The sequence below is a fragment of the Pseudarthrobacter polychromogenes genome (assembly GCF_014644495.1).
Taxonomy (GTDB): Bacteria; Actinomycetota; Actinomycetes; order Actinomycetales; family Micrococcaceae; genus Arthrobacter; species Arthrobacter polychromogenes.
This window is the reverse complement of record NZ_BMKU01000011.1, coordinates 40,898-56,962: the sequence shown is the minus strand read 5'-3', so window position 1 is coordinate 56,962 and position 16,065 is coordinate 40,898. Positions and strand designations below refer to the sequence as shown.

14 protein-coding genes are annotated in these 16,065 nt (G+C 67.6%); 6 read left to right on the top strand and 8 right to left on the bottom strand.

The window, feature by feature from the left end; all coding sequences use genetic code 11:
* The first annotated feature begins 15 nt into the window (after positions 1-15).
* From IEX43_RS15940 to IEX43_RS15930, 3 genes are read left to right on the top strand one after another with little or no spacing between them, the layout of a single operon-like run.
* Positions 16-1,185, top strand: coding sequence for an acetylxylan esterase (locus tag IEX43_RS15940; protein WP_188812550.1), 1,170 nt, complete (start codon positions 16-18; stop codon positions 1,183-1,185).
* Positions 1,185-3,245 carry a DUF6807 family protein gene (locus IEX43_RS15935; protein ID WP_188812548.1) on the top strand — a complete coding sequence of 687 codons (2,061 nt, stop codon included), beginning with the start codon at positions 1,185-1,187 and terminating at the stop codon, positions 3,243-3,245. Before IEX43_RS15940 ends, IEX43_RS15935 begins: the two co-directional genes overlap by 1 nt.
* Positions 3,242-4,360: a M24 family metallopeptidase gene (locus tag IEX43_RS15930; protein WP_188812546.1), complete on the top strand. Its 1,119-nt coding sequence runs from the start codon at positions 3,242-3,244 to the stop codon at positions 4,358-4,360. The genes IEX43_RS15935 and IEX43_RS15930 overlap by 4 nt, the downstream gene beginning before the upstream one ends.
* A 207-nt stretch (positions 4,361-4,567) precedes the next feature.
* Here IEX43_RS15930 and IEX43_RS15925 read toward each other — a convergent pair whose 3' ends face one another.
* The 6 genes from IEX43_RS15925 to IEX43_RS15900 form a co-directional block, all read right to left on the bottom strand.
* Positions 4,568-4,894 (bottom strand): helix-turn-helix domain-containing protein, encoded by a 327-nt coding sequence (locus tag IEX43_RS15925; RefSeq protein WP_188812544.1) that lies wholly within the window; start codon positions 4,892-4,894, stop codon positions 4,568-4,570.
* Between the two features lie 302 nt (positions 4,895-5,196).
* Positions 5,197-6,648, bottom strand: a complete 1,452-nt coding sequence (locus tag IEX43_RS15920) for an aldehyde dehydrogenase (NADP(+)) (protein ID WP_188812542.1) — start codon at positions 6,646-6,648, stop codon at positions 5,197-5,199.
* Between the two features lie 67 nt (positions 6,649-6,715).
* A complete protein-coding gene (locus IEX43_RS15915; RefSeq protein ID WP_188812540.1) occupies positions 6,716-7,819 on the bottom strand; it encodes a mandelate racemase/muconate lactonizing enzyme family protein in 1,104 nt (367 codons plus the stop codon).
* A complete protein-coding gene (locus IEX43_RS15910) occupies positions 7,819-8,724 on the bottom strand; it encodes a 5-dehydro-4-deoxyglucarate dehydratase (RefSeq protein WP_188812538.1) in 906 nt (301 codons plus the stop codon). The genes IEX43_RS15915 and IEX43_RS15910 overlap by 1 nt, the downstream gene beginning before the upstream one ends.
* Positions 8,721-9,686, bottom strand: coding sequence for an NAD-dependent epimerase/dehydratase family protein (locus tag IEX43_RS15905; protein WP_188812536.1), 966 nt, complete (start codon positions 9,684-9,686; stop codon positions 8,721-8,723). The genes IEX43_RS15910 and IEX43_RS15905 overlap by 4 nt, the downstream gene beginning before the upstream one ends.
* 32 nt (positions 9,687-9,718) lie before the next feature.
* Positions 9,719-11,176, bottom strand: a complete 1,458-nt coding sequence (locus IEX43_RS15900) for a Gfo/Idh/MocA family oxidoreductase (RefSeq protein ID WP_188812534.1) — start codon at positions 11,174-11,176, stop codon at positions 9,719-9,721.
* Positions 11,177-11,552: 376 nt separating this feature from the next.
* Here IEX43_RS15900 and IEX43_RS15895 point away from each other — a divergent pair, with 376 nt between their 5' ends.
* Complete coding sequence (locus IEX43_RS15895) at positions 11,553-12,587, top strand: LacI family DNA-binding transcriptional regulator (protein WP_188812532.1); 1,035 nt, start codon at positions 11,553-11,555, stop codon at positions 12,585-12,587.
* Between the two features lie 13 nt (positions 12,588-12,600).
* Here the strand turns inward: IEX43_RS15895 and IEX43_RS15890 are convergent, their stop codons facing one another.
* On the bottom strand, positions 12,601-13,299 hold the full coding sequence (locus tag IEX43_RS15890) for a FadR/GntR family transcriptional regulator (protein ID WP_188812530.1): 699 nt from the start codon (positions 13,297-13,299) through the stop codon (positions 12,601-12,603).
* 99 nt (positions 13,300-13,398) lie between these two features.
* On the opposite strand from IEX43_RS15890, the gene IEX43_RS15885 reads away from it, so the two are divergent.
* Complete coding sequence (locus IEX43_RS15885) at positions 13,399-14,742, top strand: alpha-hydroxy acid oxidase (RefSeq protein WP_308422250.1); 1,344 nt, start codon at positions 13,399-13,401, stop codon at positions 14,740-14,742.
* A 56-nt stretch (positions 14,743-14,798) separates the two neighbouring features.
* Here IEX43_RS15885 and IEX43_RS15880 read toward each other — a convergent pair whose 3' ends face one another.
* On the bottom strand, positions 14,799-15,404 hold the full coding sequence (locus tag IEX43_RS15880; RefSeq protein ID WP_188812528.1) for an ArsR/SmtB family transcription factor: 606 nt from the start codon (positions 15,402-15,404) through the stop codon (positions 14,799-14,801).
* Positions 15,405-15,557: 153 nt separating this feature from the next.
* On the opposite strand from IEX43_RS15880, the gene IEX43_RS15875 reads away from it, so the two are divergent.
* The gene (locus IEX43_RS15875) at positions 15,558-16,061 is read left to right on the top strand and encodes a hypothetical protein (RefSeq protein WP_188812526.1); all 504 of its coding nucleotides are present in this window, start codon (positions 15,558-15,560) and stop codon (positions 16,059-16,061) included.
* The last annotated feature ends 4 nt before the right edge of the window (positions 16,062-16,065 follow it).

Below are 16,065 nucleotides of genomic sequence, written 5' to 3'. Positions count from 1 at the left end.
ACAGGAGGCAGGCCAGTGACTGAAAGCACCGTGCCCGTCAGGCCCAGCGCCATCGCCGGCTACGAGGACTGGCCTGCCTACGTCCAGCACCACCCCCGCCACCAGGCAGCCACGCCGGCTGCGCAGGAGCTCGCGGACGCCCTGGGCGTCCCGGGAGCGCAGCAGCAGCCTGACGTGGCGGTCCAGTGGGAGGAAACGCACGACGGCGTCACCACCTCCCAGCTCAGCTGGCAGTTGGGCTTCGGCCCCCGGACTACCGGCTGGCTGGTCCGTCCGGCCGGCAGTTCCGGGCCCCTGCCCGGTGTCCTTGCGCTGCACTGCCACGGCGGCAACAAATTCGGCGGGGCGGACCGGCTGGTGGAGCTCCCGGAGCAGCATCCGTCGGCGGAGGCCGCCCAGGCCGGCCACTACGACGGCCGCGCCCTTGCCACGGACGTGGCACGGAGGGGCTTCGCAGTCCTGGCCCATGACGCCTTCGCCTGGGGCAGCCGCCGCTTCGACCTTTCCGTCCCGCCCTGGCGGACGGCGTCGGCACTGGAGGCGAGGCAGGCACAGTGGCGGGAGGACGGCGTCGTGCCTTCCGATGCCGACGTCTACAACGCCGCCGCAGGTTTCCACGAAGAGACCGTGGCCAAGACCGCCGGCCTGCTGGGCACCAGCCTGGCAGGCATGGTGGCCCACGACGACCTGGCCGCACTGGGGGTCCTCGCGGGGCTGCCGGATGTGGACCAGGACCGGCTGGGCTGCATCGGATTCTCCGGCGGCGGCGGCCGTTCCCTGGCCCTCGCGGCGCTGAGTCCCCGCATCAAGACCTACGTTGTGACCTGCATGATGACCACGTTCCAGTCACTGCTGCCCTCCTACCTGGACGCCCACTCGTGGCTGCTGCAGACCCCCGGCCTCTGGAAGCTGGATGACTGGCCGGAGCTCACAGCCAGGTCCGGAGCGGACAGGCTGCTGGTGCAGTATGCCCTGGCGGACCAGCTCTTCCCCGAAGCCGGGATGCGTGACGCCCACCGGGTCCTTGAGTCGCTCCACAGCCCCGCGACTTACACCGGAAGCTTCTGGCCGGGCGGCCACGTGTTTACCGCCGGCATGCAACAGGAAGCGCTCGGTTTCCTGTCCGCCTCGCTCGGCGCCGATGAACCCCAAACCCTTCCCCTCAGCTACCAAGGACCCTCCTGATGATTGATCAATCCGCCACCGCGGAACGCGAAAGCCACTCCGGGGGAAGCGCCGTCCCGGCAGCCATCCCGCGCATCGCCCTGGTGGGCGTGCACGGCTTCGGTGAACGGCACCTTGCCAACCTCGCCAGGCTCGAAGCAGCCGGCACCCTGGAACTGGTCGCCGTCGCGGATCCCAATCCCCCGGCTCCGGGACGCCTGGCAGAATCCGTAGCCGTCTTCGGCGACCTTGCCCAGCTGCTGGCAGGGGACCCGGGCGTCGACGTCGTCATCCTCGCCACGCCCATCCAAACGCACGCTCCGCTGGCCCTTGCGGCGCTGGCCGCGGGCAAGGACGTGTATGTGGAAAAACCGCCGGTGGCCTCGCTCGGCCAGTTCCGGGATGTACTCGCCGCTGCCGACGCCGCAGGACGGCTGGTCCAGGTGGGATTCCAAAGCCTGGGGTCGCACGCGCTGCCGGCCATCCGCACCCTCGTGGAATCCGGCGGCATCGGCGACGTCCTGGGCCTGAGCGCCACCGGGCAGTGGGTGCGGAACAGGGCCTACTTCAAGCGCTCACGCTGGGCCGGAAAGCGCAGCCTGGACGGCATCGACGTAGTGGACGGCGTGGCAACCAACGCCCTTGCCCATGCGGTAGCCACGGGCCTCCACCTGGCCGGCGCCCACACAATGGCCGACGTCGAATCAGTGGAAACGGACCTGTACCGGGCGCATGACACCGAAAGTGACGACACCTCCATCATCCGCGTCCGCACCACAGGTGGCTCCACGCTGCTGTGCGGACTGACGCTGTGCGCGCCGGAACAGCAGCGGCCTTCCGTGACGGTGCACGGCACCCGGGGTGAGATCACGCTCTTCTACACCGAGGACGAGGTGGTCATCAGCACCCCTGACGGCGAGCGCCGCGAGACATTCGGCCGGACCGACCTGCTGGAGAACCTGCTGGATGCCCGCTCCAGCGGGGCACCGCTGCTGTGCGCCCTGCCGGATACCGGCGCCTTCACCACGGTGCTGGAAGCCATCCGGACAGCGCCCGCACCGCAACCTATCGACCCCGGCCACATCACGTGGGAGGGCGAGGGCGACGACGCCCATCCGGTGGTCCAGGACATCGCGGCCGTGATCGCAAGGGCAGTCAAAGCCCAGGCCACCTTCGCGGAACTCGGAGTGCCGTGGGCCCGGAAACTGGCGCCGGTCCGCACCCTCACCCTGGACGGCAAGGCGGTTGCGGAGTACCAGGACGGCAGCCGGATCCGTGCAGTGTCCTCGCCGCGGCCCTACCTGCACCCCGTCCGGACCCTCGCGGGCACCATTGTGACGGACCACCAGCCGCTGGACCATGTGTGGCACCTCGGGGCGGGCGTGGCCCTCCAGGACGTGGACGGCACCAACTTCTGGGGCGGCCGCACCTACACGCGCGAAGCCGGCCAGTACGTCTGGCGCCCGGACCACGGCAGCATCACGCCCGCGGACACCCAGGTTGAAGACACGGCTGCGCAGACGGGCGGCGCGGCAGGCCGGCTGCGGGAGACCCTGAGCTGGAACGGGCCGGACGGCGTGCCGGTCCTTCACGAGGACCGCACCTGGGAATGGTCCGGCGTTGGCTCCACCGCCTGGCGCCTGTCCCTGGATTTTGCCCTCTCCCCCGCCGGTGACCGGCCGGTCAGCCTGGGCAGCCCCGGTTCCAACGGCCGGTTTGAAGGCGGCTACGGCGGGTTCTTCTGGCGCCTGCCCGCCTGCGCTGACGCCACCGTGTGGACGCCGCTCGGTGCAGGCGAACCAGAGGTGCACGGTTCAGTAACGCCGTGGCTGGCCTGGGCAGGAACGTTCGACGGCGGCAGCGCCACCCTTGTGTTCGTCGCCGCCGGAGGTTCCACCGATCCGTGGTTCGTCCGGGTGGACGGATACCCGGGAGTAGGCCAGTCGCTGGCCTGGGACAGCCCGGTCATCGCCGAACCTGGCGCTCCGGTGCAGCGCAGCATCACCGTTTTTGTGGCCGACGGCATCCTGGGCACAACCGACATCGAAGCACTCATCAACCAGCAGGGGAACCGTTCATGACCCAGACAACAGCCGACGCTTCCTTGCTTTCGGGCAGGGCGGCCCCCGCCTCCGCGGAGGACCGTGCCATCAAACGCCAGCGGGTGCTGGACATCCTTGACGCAAAGGGCCAGGAGTCCCTGCTGCTGACCACCCACACCGCCCTGGCCTGGTACCTGGACGGCAGCCGGGTGCACATCAGCCTGGCCGGCGACCCCATTGCTGCTGTCCTGGTGGACCGCGGGGGCGACCACCTGGTCACGTTCAACAACGAAGCCGGACGCATTGAGGCCGAGGAACTGCCGGCCGGCGTCACCCTGCACTCTGTGCCTTGGTACGGCAACCTGCATGAGGCCGCCGCCGCCGTCGGACGTCCCGGGACGAACGCCGTGCCGGTGGCCGAAGCGGACGTCGCCGCCGAGCTGCGCGCGGCCCGCCAGCAGCTGCTCCCCAACGAGAGCACGCGGTACGCCAGCCTCAGCGCCGAGGTTGCAGCGCTGATGACGGACGTGCTGTCCACCGCCCGGCCGGAAACCACCGAGTTCGAGCTGGTCTCCGCCCTCGCTGCGCGGGTTGTTGCCGCGGGCGCGGAGCCGCTGGTCCTGCTGTGCAACGGCAGCAGCCGGAGCAGTTTCCGGCACCCGCTGGCCACCCACTCGCCGCTGGGACGCCGCGCCATGGCTGTGGTGTGCGCGCGCAGGGACGGCATGGTGGCCAACATCACCCGCTGGGTAAGGTTCGACGCCGGCACAGCAGAAGAGCGCGACGCCGAGGCACGCATTGCCGCGGTGGAGGCGGACATCTTCGACGCCACCGTCCCGGGCGCCCGGTTGGATCGCATTTTTGCCGAGATCAAGGCTGCGTACGCCCGCCATGGCTTCGGCGCAGACCAGTGGGAGCAGCACCACCAGGGCGGGCCGGCCGGCTACGCGGGCCGGGATCCCCGCGTCACTGCCGCCGCCACGGACACGGTAGTCCTGGGCCAGGCCTTCACCTGGAATCCGTCCGGGCCCGGCGTCAAGATCGAGGACACCGTCCAGCTCACCGCGTCCGGCCTGCAGGTCCTCACCGTCGACCCCCGCTGGCCTTCCACCACCGTGAACGGCCTCCAGCGCCCGGCCACCCTCCAGCTCTAGGCCAAACGCTCTCTCAGATCCTGCAGCAAAACCAGAAACGCTCTCTCAGATCCTGCAGCAAAACCAGAAACGCTCTCTCAGTTGGCGCCGTACTTCCGGCACCAACCGGGAGAGCGTTTCGGGTAAAGCAACATCAAGAACTGGTCCCCGATAGTTGGACTGGCTTAATGGGATTCTAGGGCGCGAGGGAAACGACGGCCTGGACCTTCAGCGTCGTCCCTGATCCCTCAAGGCCCGCAGTTTTCCCAAGTACGCCACCTCCGCGCGGAGCCGCTCATTCTCCCGGCGTAACCGTTCCAGTTCAGGTAACTCCGCCGGTGGAGGTGGAGCCGAGGACTTCGCAGGCCTGCCTTTGGCCTTGGGACGTAATGCTTCAGCACCGTCACGGCGATACGCCTGGACCCACTTTTGCAGCACCTGACGCGAGGACAAACCGGCCTCCGCAGTCAGGTCCGGGCCGGTCTCGCCCGCGAGGAACCGTTCCACTAACGCCAGCTTGAACTCAAACGAGTACGACTTCGCCGGTTTGCTCACCAGCACTCCTTGCCCATGAATCCTCCATCGCCCATACAGTGCCCTGACCGGCACCCAAGGCGTCTCAAGCAAACGAGCCGCAGCCCGATACCCAACGCCCTTCCTAAACCACGCTACCGCCGCCTCGCGCTGGACCTCAGACAAAGAACAAATAGCACGCATAAAACTGCTCCCCGGAAGTCGAAACTGAATTTCTCAGTCCAACTTCCGGGGAGCAGTTCACAAGTGAGAGGGCGTTTCGGTTAAAGCAACATCAACTGAGAGAGCGTTTGGGTTAAAGCGACATCAACTGAGAGGGCGTGTCAGGGGAGGCGGAGTTCCCCGTCCACACGGCGCGGGATGCCCAAGGGGTTGCTTTCATGCAGGGCCGGGTGCAGGACCGTCTCTGGCGCATCCTGGTAAGCAACCGGACGCTGGAAGCGGCGGACCGCCGTCGCGCCTACCGAGGTGAACAGGGACGTGGTGGCCGGGTACGGGCCGCCGTGCTGCTGGGCCCAGTTGACGGCCACACCGGTGGGCCAGCCGTCGAAGAGGACGCGGCCGGCCAGCTCGGAAAGCTGGTCCACAAGAACGGACACGTCCTCGCCAGGCTGTGCGTGCACGGTGGCGGTGAGGCTGCCCGGCACCTTGGCCAGGACCGCGGACAGCTCCTCCTGGCCCGAGTACTCGATCAGCATGGTGGTGGGGCCGAAGCATTCTTCCAGCAGTTCCTCGGGGCGCTCCAGAACCTTTGCGGCGGAAGTGGAAAAGACCACGGGTGCGGCGCCGTCGGACACTGCGTCCTGGTCCACGGTGCCGCTGACCACATCCACGCCGTCCACCGACGCGAAGCTGCGCAGGCCGTCCGGGTAGGCCTCTGCAATCCGGCTGGTGAGCATGCCCAGGGCAGGCTTGTCCTTGCTGGCAGCCGCCACTTTCGCGGCAAAGTCCGTTCCAGCGGGGATGAAGACGAGTCCGGGCTTGGTGCAGAACTGTCCGGCGCCCAGGGTGAAGGATCCCGCCAGGCCTTCCGCGAGCTGCCCGGCACGCTCTGCCAGGGCGGCCCCGGTCACCACCACCGGGTTCAGGCTGCCCAGTTCGCCGTAGAACGGGATGGGGTCCGGACGGGACGTCGCAAGGTCAAAGAGGGCACGGCCGCCGGGGATGGACCCGGTGAAGCCCACCGCCTTGATGGCCGGATCCTGGACCAGCGCGGTTCCCACCTCGCGGCCGCTCACCAGGGCGAACAAGCCTTCCGGAGCACCCGCTGCGCGCAGTGCTTCGGTGACAATTTCCGCCGTCCGCTCAGAAAGGCGGAGGTGGCCCGAGTGGGCCTTGACAATGACGGAGCAGCCCACGGCCAGGGCCGAGGCAGTGTCGCCGCCGGCCACGGAGAAAGCGAACGGGAAGTTGGAGGCGGAGAAGACCGCAACCGGTCCGATGGGCCGCAGGATGCGCCGGAGGTCCGGCTTGGGCGGCGTGGAGGCGGGGTCCGCGTGGTCGATCACGGCTTCCAGGTAAGAGCCCTCGGTGATGACTCGGGCAAACAGGCGCAGCTGGCCGGTTGTCCGGGCCACTTCGCCGGTGAGGCGGGCTGCGCCAAGGCTGGTCTCGGAATCGGCAATCTCCACCAGTTCGGCGGCGTTCGCGTCGAGCGCGCCAGCTACGGCAGTGAGCCAGGCAGCGCGGTGAGCATCCGATGAAGCTGCAGAGATTTTGGCGGCCTGGGTGGCGGCAGCCGTGAGCTCGGACAGGGAAAGGGTTGCAGTTGTCACTTGGGGTACCTGTTCTGTGGGTCTGGATTCATCGTGTCAGGAGTCATCAGGTCTGGGTGGCCCTGCTCTAGCGCGCGTCGGCGAAGCGGAAGCCGAGTCCGGGCTGGTTGGTGAGGGTCACCCGGCTGTTGCTGAACCGTACCGGCGAAGGTCCTGCCAGGATCCCCAGCTGCTCAAAGGATGCCTCCTCCACGTCTTCCACCAGGGTGGGCTCCGCAAGCGTCAGCGCCAGCTGGCCGGACAGCTCCGGCAGCAGGTGCGGCATGACCCTGATGCTGTTGGTCCGGGCAAGTTCCACGATGCGCCTAAAGGGGGTGATGCCGCCCACCCGGATGATGTTCGGCTGGATGATGTCCACTGCTTCCGCCTCTATGAAATCGCGGAAGCGGTAGATGGTGTGCAGGTTTTCGCCGAGGGCGATGGGTACGGGCGAGTGCTTCCGGAGCCTGCGGTAGGCCCAGAGGTCGTCAGCCCGGATGGGTTCCTCAAGCCACTCCAGCCCGAAGCCGGCCAGCACGTCCAGGGCTTTGAGGGTGGTGGGGAGGTCCCAGCGCTGGTTGGCGTCGATCATCAGCTTCCGGTCCGGCCCCAGGACGGACCGGACAGCGGCAACCCGTTCGGCGTCCTCGCGGATGTCCGGCTTGCCCACCTTGATCTTGACCGCCTGATGCCCGGCGGCAACCCAGCGCTCGGTCTGCGCCACGAGTTCCTCGAGCGTGTAGTGCAGGTTCACCCCGGAGCCGTAAACCTCCGCGGATGCCTGGCGCTGCCCCAGGAGTCCGGTCACGGAGGTGTGGGCCCGCGATGCCTGGAGGTCCCACAGGGCCAGGTCCACGCCGGCCATGGCGATGGTGGTCAGTCCCCCGCCCCCGGCCTCGTGCAGCCGCTTCCACAGCGCATCCCACACCGTTTCCGGGTTCGCGGGCAGCCCGGTAACGAACGGGGCGATGTCGTAGTCCAGCAGGGCCTTAGCCGCCTGCGGACCAATGGTGGGGGTCCAGGAGAAACCGTGCCCCGCGCCGCCGTCGTCCGTATGGATCTCTGTGACGATCACGTGGTTTTCCGGTGCTTCCACGCCCCAGCTGCGGCGCAGCGGAACCGTGATGAGGCGGGTGGTGAGGCCCGTGATGCGCGGTTTCGTGCGGACGGCAACAGCCGCGGGGGCGCTCATCAGCGGCCAGCCAGCTCGTAGCCCTTGGCGAGGATGGCCTTCAGCTGCACCAACTGCTCCTCGGTGGGATCCACCAGCGGCGGGCGCACGGAGCCGACGGGAAGTCCGCCCAGCCGCAGGCCTGCCTTGATCAGCGAAACACCGAAACCGGGCGTCTGGTCGCGGAGGCGTACCAGCGGTGCGTAGAAGCCTTCCAGCAGGGCGTTGCGGCGGTCCTCATCGCCGGCTTCGTAGGCGTCGTAATAGGCCTTGGCGATCTCCGGGGCCATGGCGAATGCCGCGGAAGAGTACAACGGGATGCCCAGTCCGCGGTAGGCGCCCTGGGTCAGTTCGGCGGTCAGCAGGCCGTTGAAGAGGGCGAAGTCCTGGCGTCCGGTGGCACGCACCGCAGAGACGATTTCCTGGGCCAGGCCAACGTCTCCCAGCCCGTCCTTGAAGCCGACGACCTTGGGATTGCCAGCCAGCCGGGCCATCGAAGCGGCGGTGAACTTTGCGTTGCCGCGGTGGTAGACAATCACCGGCAGGCTGCTGGCATTGGCCACGGCCTCGATGTAGGCCACAAGCCCGTCGGTGGGGCCGGTGACCAAATACGGCGGGAGCACCAGGAGGGCGTCGGCGCCTGCTTCTTCCGCGGCGCGGGCGGCGGCAATCGCATGGCCCAGCGGCCCTCCGGCGCCGGCGACTACCGGGACCTGTCCGGCAACGACCTCGACGGCGGCCGTCACCACGGTGCGGACCTCCTCGATGCTGAGGGCGTGGAATTCGCCGGTGCCGCAGGCGGGGAACACGCCGCCGGGCCCGAACGGAAGCCGGGAGCCGATGTGTTCCTTCAGCAGCTCAACGTCAACAGTGCCTTCGGGCGTGAACGGGGTGACGGGGAAGAACAGTACGCCGTCGAATTTCATGGTGTCTCCTTGGCTCCACTGCCGGCGCTGACCAGCGCGGAGCTCTCGTCGTTGAGTGGGGTGTTGGACTTGAGTTCGGTGCGCCAGCTGCGCGTGGGGTGCCAGCCCAGGAGTTCCTGGGCTTTGGCGATGGAGAAGGCCGGGCTGGTTCCGGTGAGTCCTGCGCTGAGGGCTTCGCTTCCGGGCAGGAATTTCGGCATCAGTTCGGCCAGCGGTGCTGTGGCAAGGGCGTCCGCGGCTCCTACAAAGAAGGTTTCCCCGTTGGGGATGGACGGCATCTTCTCCAGCAGCAGGTCCAGGAAGTCCGCCACGTCCCGGGCATCCACGTAGTTGAACAGCGCGGGCGCGGACAGTGCGGGATCGGCCAGCCGCTCAGCAAGGGTGTGGCCCTGCTGCGTCGGCGCGCCCTCCCATTCCTCCGGCGAGATCACGTAGCAGGGGCGGAACGCCGCGTAACGGATCTTCTCGCCCTGTGCTGCAGCGAAGGCCTGGACGGTCTGCTCCGCGATGAGTTTGGACAGCGCGTAGGCGTTCCACGGCCGCGGCGGCGTCCGCTCATCCAGCGGGAACGACGGCGGCAGCCAGCCCGCCGGCGAACCGTAGCCCAGCACGGTGGGACTGCTGGCCGTGACAATCTTCTGCACGCCCACTTCGGTGGCCGCGCTGATCACGGCGAACGCGAGCCGCGTGTTCGTGGCGAAGATGACGTCCTCGGGCGCGCTGAACGGGACGGCTATGGCGGCAAGGTGGATGACGGCGTCGGGCGTGGTGTCCCGGAGCAGGCGCAGCGCCTCGCCCGGGGCCAGGAGGTCGGCCGTTTCCTGCACGACGCCGGCGGGCAGCTGGTCCGCCGGAACGGCGTCGCGGTCCACCGAGATGACGTGATGGCCCTTTGCGGCGAGCCCCGCCACAACACTGCGGCCCAGGCGGCCGGCGCCGCCCGTGACAAAGATCCTGCTCATGGTTATTCCTTCGGTTGGTTCCCGGGCAGGATTCAGTTGCCGCGGCGGAGGTCGACGCCGAGGTCCAGGTCCTCGATGCGTACGGGCAGGGAGGACTCGAGGGAGCGGTTGCCGGCGATGCCGACGGAGACGGAGCGCAGCCCGTCCAGGTAGCCCGAGGGGCGTCCCAGCGGGTCCTCGCCCGGACCGTTGAAGAGGTCCGAAAGCAGGAGCTCGTCACCGCCGCCGTGGCCGCCTTCGCCGTTGACGATCGGCACCTCGTAGGCGGCTTCCCAGTGGCGCTGGACCACCAGGCGTTCGCCGTTGCGGCGGATGGCGTCATCCTCTTCGATGGGGGTGGCGCTGGGGTCCACCACGGTCTTCTTGTCCGTGCTGGACGTGACGGCGGCGCGTTCCACCACTTCGAGCTCGGCCCGGCCTTCGGTGCCATTGACCGCTACCCGGTAGCCCTCCCAGGGGCTGTGGGCGTTCAGCGAGTAGCTGAGGCGGGGCCCGCCCTGGTATTCCACCACGAGCGCGAGGTTGTCCTCGATAGTGATGCCGCCGGTGAAGACGTCCTGGTCGCGGCGGTATCCGTCGTAGTGCTCGTTGTCCAGGAAGAGGGCTTTGAGGCGCTCGTCCTCCCGCAGGTCAAGGGTGAAGGGGTCCTTCTCCGCGCCGGCGGGGGCATCGGCGCTGGGCGTGCCGCGCTCGGGGCGGGGACCCAGGCCGCGCTCGGCGGCGTTTTTGTCGCCGTAGAACTTCAGGCCGCCGGAGGCGAAGACGCGCTCGGGAACGTCGTCGATCCACCAGTTGACCAGGTCGAAGTGGTGCGAGGCCTTGTGGATCAGCAGGCCCCCGGAGTTCTTCTTTTCCCGGTGCCAGCGGCGGAAGTAGTCGGCGCCGTGGACGGTGTCCAGGACCCAGCTGAAATCGATGGACGTGACCTTGCCGATCACGCCGCTCTGGATGATTTCCTTGAGGGCGCTGTTGCGCGGCGAATAGCGGTAGTTGAAGGTGACCACCACGTTGCGGCCGGTCTCGTGCACGGCCTGGGTGATGCGGCGGCAGCCTTCGGCGTCGATGGTGAGGGGCTTTTCGACGACGACGTCGGCGCCTGCGCGCAGTGCCTCCACGATGTAGTCCGCATGGGTGTAGTCAGGGGTGGTCACCACGACGCGGTCGATGGAGTTGGCCTGGATGAAGGCGGTGAGGTCGGCGGGATCGAACGACGCGACCGGACCCGGCGCACCCAGTTCCTGGATGAGCTTCTGGTAGAACTCCACACGGCCGGGGTTCACGTCCGAGAAGGCCACCAGCTCGGCGGTGTCCGCGTGCTTGCCGAAAATGGCACGGATGTACATCTCGGAGCGCCCGCCGGTGCCGATCAGCGCAATGCGGGCTTTGCCGCCGTGGCGGGCGGGTGCACCGGCGGCGGCAGCAGCTTGGGTGCCGTCCGCGGGTTCGAACCGGGACTCTGGGGCGGAAGTCGACTCGGCTGTGTTGACCATGAAGGGTCCCTTTCGAAGACGCAAGATCCGGCCGGATGGGCCGCTGTTCAGTGACGATGTGGTGCTTCTTTGTACCTTGCCTCAGAAAGCGTTTTCTCAGGCTGCTATATGAGTTGTATCAATCCGATCGCTCATCCGTCAAGCATTGGGAGGGTTGCAAGAAAGCGTTTTCTGCCAGATCCGGGTTCAAGTCCGGGAAAGAACGGGAAATTTGGCGGGAAAAAGTGGGAAAAGAAGAGAAATCGCTTTCCCGTCCCGTTATATGCTGTCACTCACTACATGCTTTGACGAGTACGCCGCCAGTCGGTTCGGATCCTGCCCTGCAATGGAACGGCGCCGCCACCTGCCGGCCGCGGCGCGAAGGAAGGGACCACGCATGGTCAGGAAATCGGCATCGGGCAGGATCGGCATCGCGGATGTTGCCGTGAAGGCGGGCGTCTCCCACGCGACGGTTTCGCGCGTCATGAATGGCAACTTCACGGTGGACCCCGAGATCGCTGCCCGGGTCCGGGCGGCCGCGGTCGAACTGAAGTACCAGCCCAACCCCGTAGGCCGAAGCCTGGCCCTGGGCAAGACAGACACCATCGGCATTGTGGTTCCGGACCTGGCCAACCCCACCTTCCAGGCCATCCTCCGTGGCTTGAGCCGGGCTGCCGCCCAGGACGGGTACCGCGTGCTCATCGCCGATTCCTTTGAGGTCTCCAGCGAGGAAACCATCCTGGCGGGTGAGGCACGCCGGCGGTGCGACGGGCTGGTCCTCTGCGCGCCCCGCATGAGCGACGCCGAACTGGAGGAGATTGCGCCGTCCCTCCGGCCGCTGGTCCTCATCAACCGCACCACGGCCGCTGCAGGGGTCCCCAGCCTGGTGGTGGACTATGGCCAGGGCGTGCAGGATATCGCCGAACACCTGGTGGACCTGGGCCATACCCGCCTCGCCTTCCTGGCAGGTCCTCCGCGCAGCGCGTCCAACAACCTCCGGCTTCAGGGCCTGGAGGCCTTCAAGGCGGCCCATCCGCAGGTGGAGGTCACCATGCTGGAAGGAGGCTCGGACTTCGATGCCGGGCACGGTGCGGTGGATGCGGTGCTGGAGAGCGGCGCCACGGGGATCCTTGCCTTCAACGACCTGGTGGCGATGGGCCTGATGAGCGGGCTGCATGAACGGGGCCTGGACGTCCCCGGCGACATCTCCGTCACCGGGTTCGACGACATTCCCTTCGCAAAGTACACGACGCCGACGCTCACCACGGCGGCTGTTCCCATTACCGAGCTGGGCGAGCAGGCCTGGCACCAGCTGCGGGCCCTCATCCGCAACGAGGAAAGCGACGCTCCCGGCAGCCGCTACCAGCCAAAGCTCGAGGTACGCGCCAGCACCGGTCCGGCAAAGGCAGCCCGTACGGCAGTCCACGGCTGAGCGCCAGCCTCGTTCAGGAGCTGATGGGCAGGCCCAGCCCCGCTTCCCGGTAATACCCCTCGATGTGCGCTGCCACCAGCTGTGCCGCGTGGTCGCCGTCGTCATTCCTGATGGCGGCAAGGATCTCTCGGTGCTCCGCCTTCAGCCGCGAGGCTGTGGCCTCCCAGTCCGGCAGGTTGGACGTCAGCTGCGCGGCGTAGCGCTGGATGGATTCGCGCAACGACCCCATCATTGCGCTGACCACGGCGTTTCCCGCGGCATCCGCGAGGGCCAGGTGGAACCGGACGTCCAGCGCCAGGAATTCGTCAACGTCCAACCCTTCAGCGGCCATCTCGTCCAGCAGTCTGCCGGCCGCCTCCAGCTCCGGGGCCTGCGGGCTTGCCTTTGATGCCGCCCAGGACTCCAGGAGGACCCGGGTTTCAACAATGTCCGCCACCGGAAGGTGCTGCGTGGCAACGTGCAGCCGCAGTGCTGAGCCAAGTGCCGCCGTCGGATCCGAAATGACCACCGTCCCGGCATCCGGGCCCGAGCCAACCCCGGCCCGGACCACCCCCATGGCTTCGAGGATCCGGATCGCTTCCCGTACGGACGTGCGTGAAACCTTCAGCTGCTCGGCCAGCGTGCGCTCGGCAGGAAGACGGCCGCCGACCGTCAGCCGGCCCTCGGAAAGCTCGTTTTCGATCCACGACAAAACAAGCTGGTGCGTACGCATAGGGCCATGGTACTTGATGTGGTCCAACCACATGGCCTACAGTGTGGTTAGACCACAGGCGGTTCCGGATGCGGACCTGCCGGCCCAATGGAGGACGCCATGACCCACACCATCCAGCCCAACAATCCCGAGGCAACGCCTGCACCCGATGCCACTGACATCCCGGCGGCAGCACAACCCAAGCCCTCCCCCGCACCCGCCGCTTCCGGCGTGCCGGCAGCCCTGAAGCGCCGGATCCCCAAGTACTCGGACCTGGCCCCGCTGATGCAGTTCAAGAAGCCCGAGTTCAGCAAGGAAGCCCGGCTCAAGCGGGCCAGCACCATCTGGGAACTCCGCGACATCGCCAAGCGCCGCACCCCGCAGGCACCGTTCGACTACACCGACGGCGCCGCCGAAGGGGAAATCACCCTCCGCCGCGCAAGGGAGGCATTCCTGGACATCGAGTTCCGGCCCGGCATCCTGCGCAACGTCTCCAAAATCGACCTGAGCACCGAGATCCTGGGCAAGCCCTCCCGGCTGCCCGTGGGCATCGCTCCCACCGGCTTCACCCGGATGATGCAGTCCGAAGGCGAGTACGCCGGATCCCAGGCCGCGGAAGCCGCCGGAATCCCCTACACCCTTTCCACCATGGGCACCGCGTCCATCGAGGATGTGGCGGCCGCAGCCCCGAACGGCCGCAACTGGTTCCAGCTGTACCTCTGGACGGACCGCGACCGCTCGCTGGAGCTGATTGAGCGGGCCGCCAAGGCCGGCAACGACACCCTCATGGTCACCGTGGACACCGCCGTGGCCGGCGCCCGCCTCCGCGATGTCCGCAACGGCATGACCATCCCGCCCGCGCTGACCGTCAAAACCGTCCTGGACGCCTCCTACCGGCCCGCCTGGTGGTTCAACTTCCTCACGCACGAGCCGCTCACGTTCGCGTCGCTGTCCCGCTACACCGGAACCGTGGCCGACCTCATCAACTCCATGTTCGATCCCACACTGACCTTCGAGGACCTGGACTGGCTGCGCGAAACCTGGAAGGGCAAGCTGGTGGTCAAGGGCATCCAGACCGTGGAGGATGCCCGCCGCGTCGTCGACCATGGCGCCGACGGCGTGGTCCTCTCCAACCACGGCGGCCGCCAGCTGGACCGGGCACCCATCCCGTTCCACCTCCTCCCCGAGGTCAAGCAGGCCTTCACCGCAGACAACAGCGACGCCGCGATTATGCTGGACACCGGCATCATGAGCGGCGCGGACATCGTGGCTGCCCTCGCGCTGGGTGCCGACTTCACGCTGATCGGCCGCGCCTACCTGTACGGCCTGATGGCCGGGGGCCGGGCAGGCGTTGACCGCACGCTGCAGATCCTAGAGAAGGACATGGCCCGCACCATGGCCCTGCTGGGCGTCAGCAGCATCTCCGAACTGACCCCGGAGCACGTGCGCCTGCTCAACAAATAGACCCCCAACCAGGTAGCAGTAAGTGTCGTTTTGAGCGCTCAGAACGACACTTGCTGCTACTTACTTTTGCGGCCGAACTTCGGCAGGGTGGGGAGGTTCGCCAGGAGGTCGGCGGCCTTGGTGGCAGCACGCCCCACGGTCCTGCCGATCTGCTGGGGCACGCTGTCATCGCTCAGGGGCGCCGTGGTTCCGCCGGGAATGACGACGGCGGGACTCAGCTCGGCGCCGTCGCGCGCCAGGACACCGGCGGACACAGCCTCGGCCGCCACAGCGCCGGCAGTGGCGGCCATCTGGTGCGCGGGTGCCTCCTCGGTGGTGGTGGGGGAAGCCTGTTCCTGGCTGCTTTCAGCAGCAGCGGCGTGCACGGGCGCCCGGCCGGCTGCTTCCGCTGGCGCCGCCGCTCCCACGTCCAGGGTTTCAAGCCAGGTGGCGATGCCCTCCAGCGGTTTGCGGTTGAGTGCGTAGTAGCGCTTCTGGCCCTGGGCCCTCATGCTCACCAGCTGGGCTTCGCGAAGGACTTTGAGGTGCTTGGAAATGGTGGGCTGGCTCGCCGCCAGTTCCTCCACCAGTTCGCCCACGGCCTTGTCTCCGGAGCGGAGGGAAACCAAAATGTCACGCCGGGTCGATTCCGCTATGACGGCAAATACGTCGTCTGTCACCATGCCTCAACCCTAGCGACATATACGCCGAAAGGCATCAACTATTTCGGCCCGTATCCGAACGCCATTGCCCAGGTTCTTCCGCGGTGCTAGAACGGTTCCAGGGTTGCCCCGGGTTCCCGGTCAGCAGCCAGAGTGACCTGAGGAGTGGGTGGCATGGATGTCCTCCGCCAGCAACTGTTCAACATCATCGCGTTCGTTTTCCTGGGCCTCTTCGTCGCCGTGTGGGGCTCCGTGCTGCTGCGTGTGGGGTTCTGGGTGCCTGACGGCAGGACTGTGGCGCCGCCCCTCAATGGAGCCCTGGTCACCGCGGCCGGCGTCCTGGCCACATCCTTGAGTTCCCTTACGGCATCTGCGCTGGGTTTTACCATCGCCGAGGTCCGCCGTGACGAGTCTGAACAGGATGCCCGCCGGACATCAGGGCCCGGGGCGCCGGGAAGCTCCACTGCGGTCAACCCGTCGGACGTCACCGCCAGGCTGTCGGGGAGGATCGTCGCAGCCATCATCGTTTACCTCGCCGTGGGCCTGGCCGTCCTGCTGCTCTGGCTCGCCAAGGGAACCGCGTCCACGGACCTGATCGGGGCCTTCGCGTTATCGCTGCTGGGATGGCTCATCGGCGCGGCGGGCGTGGTGTTCCAGACGGAGAAGCGGAACACCTGAAGGC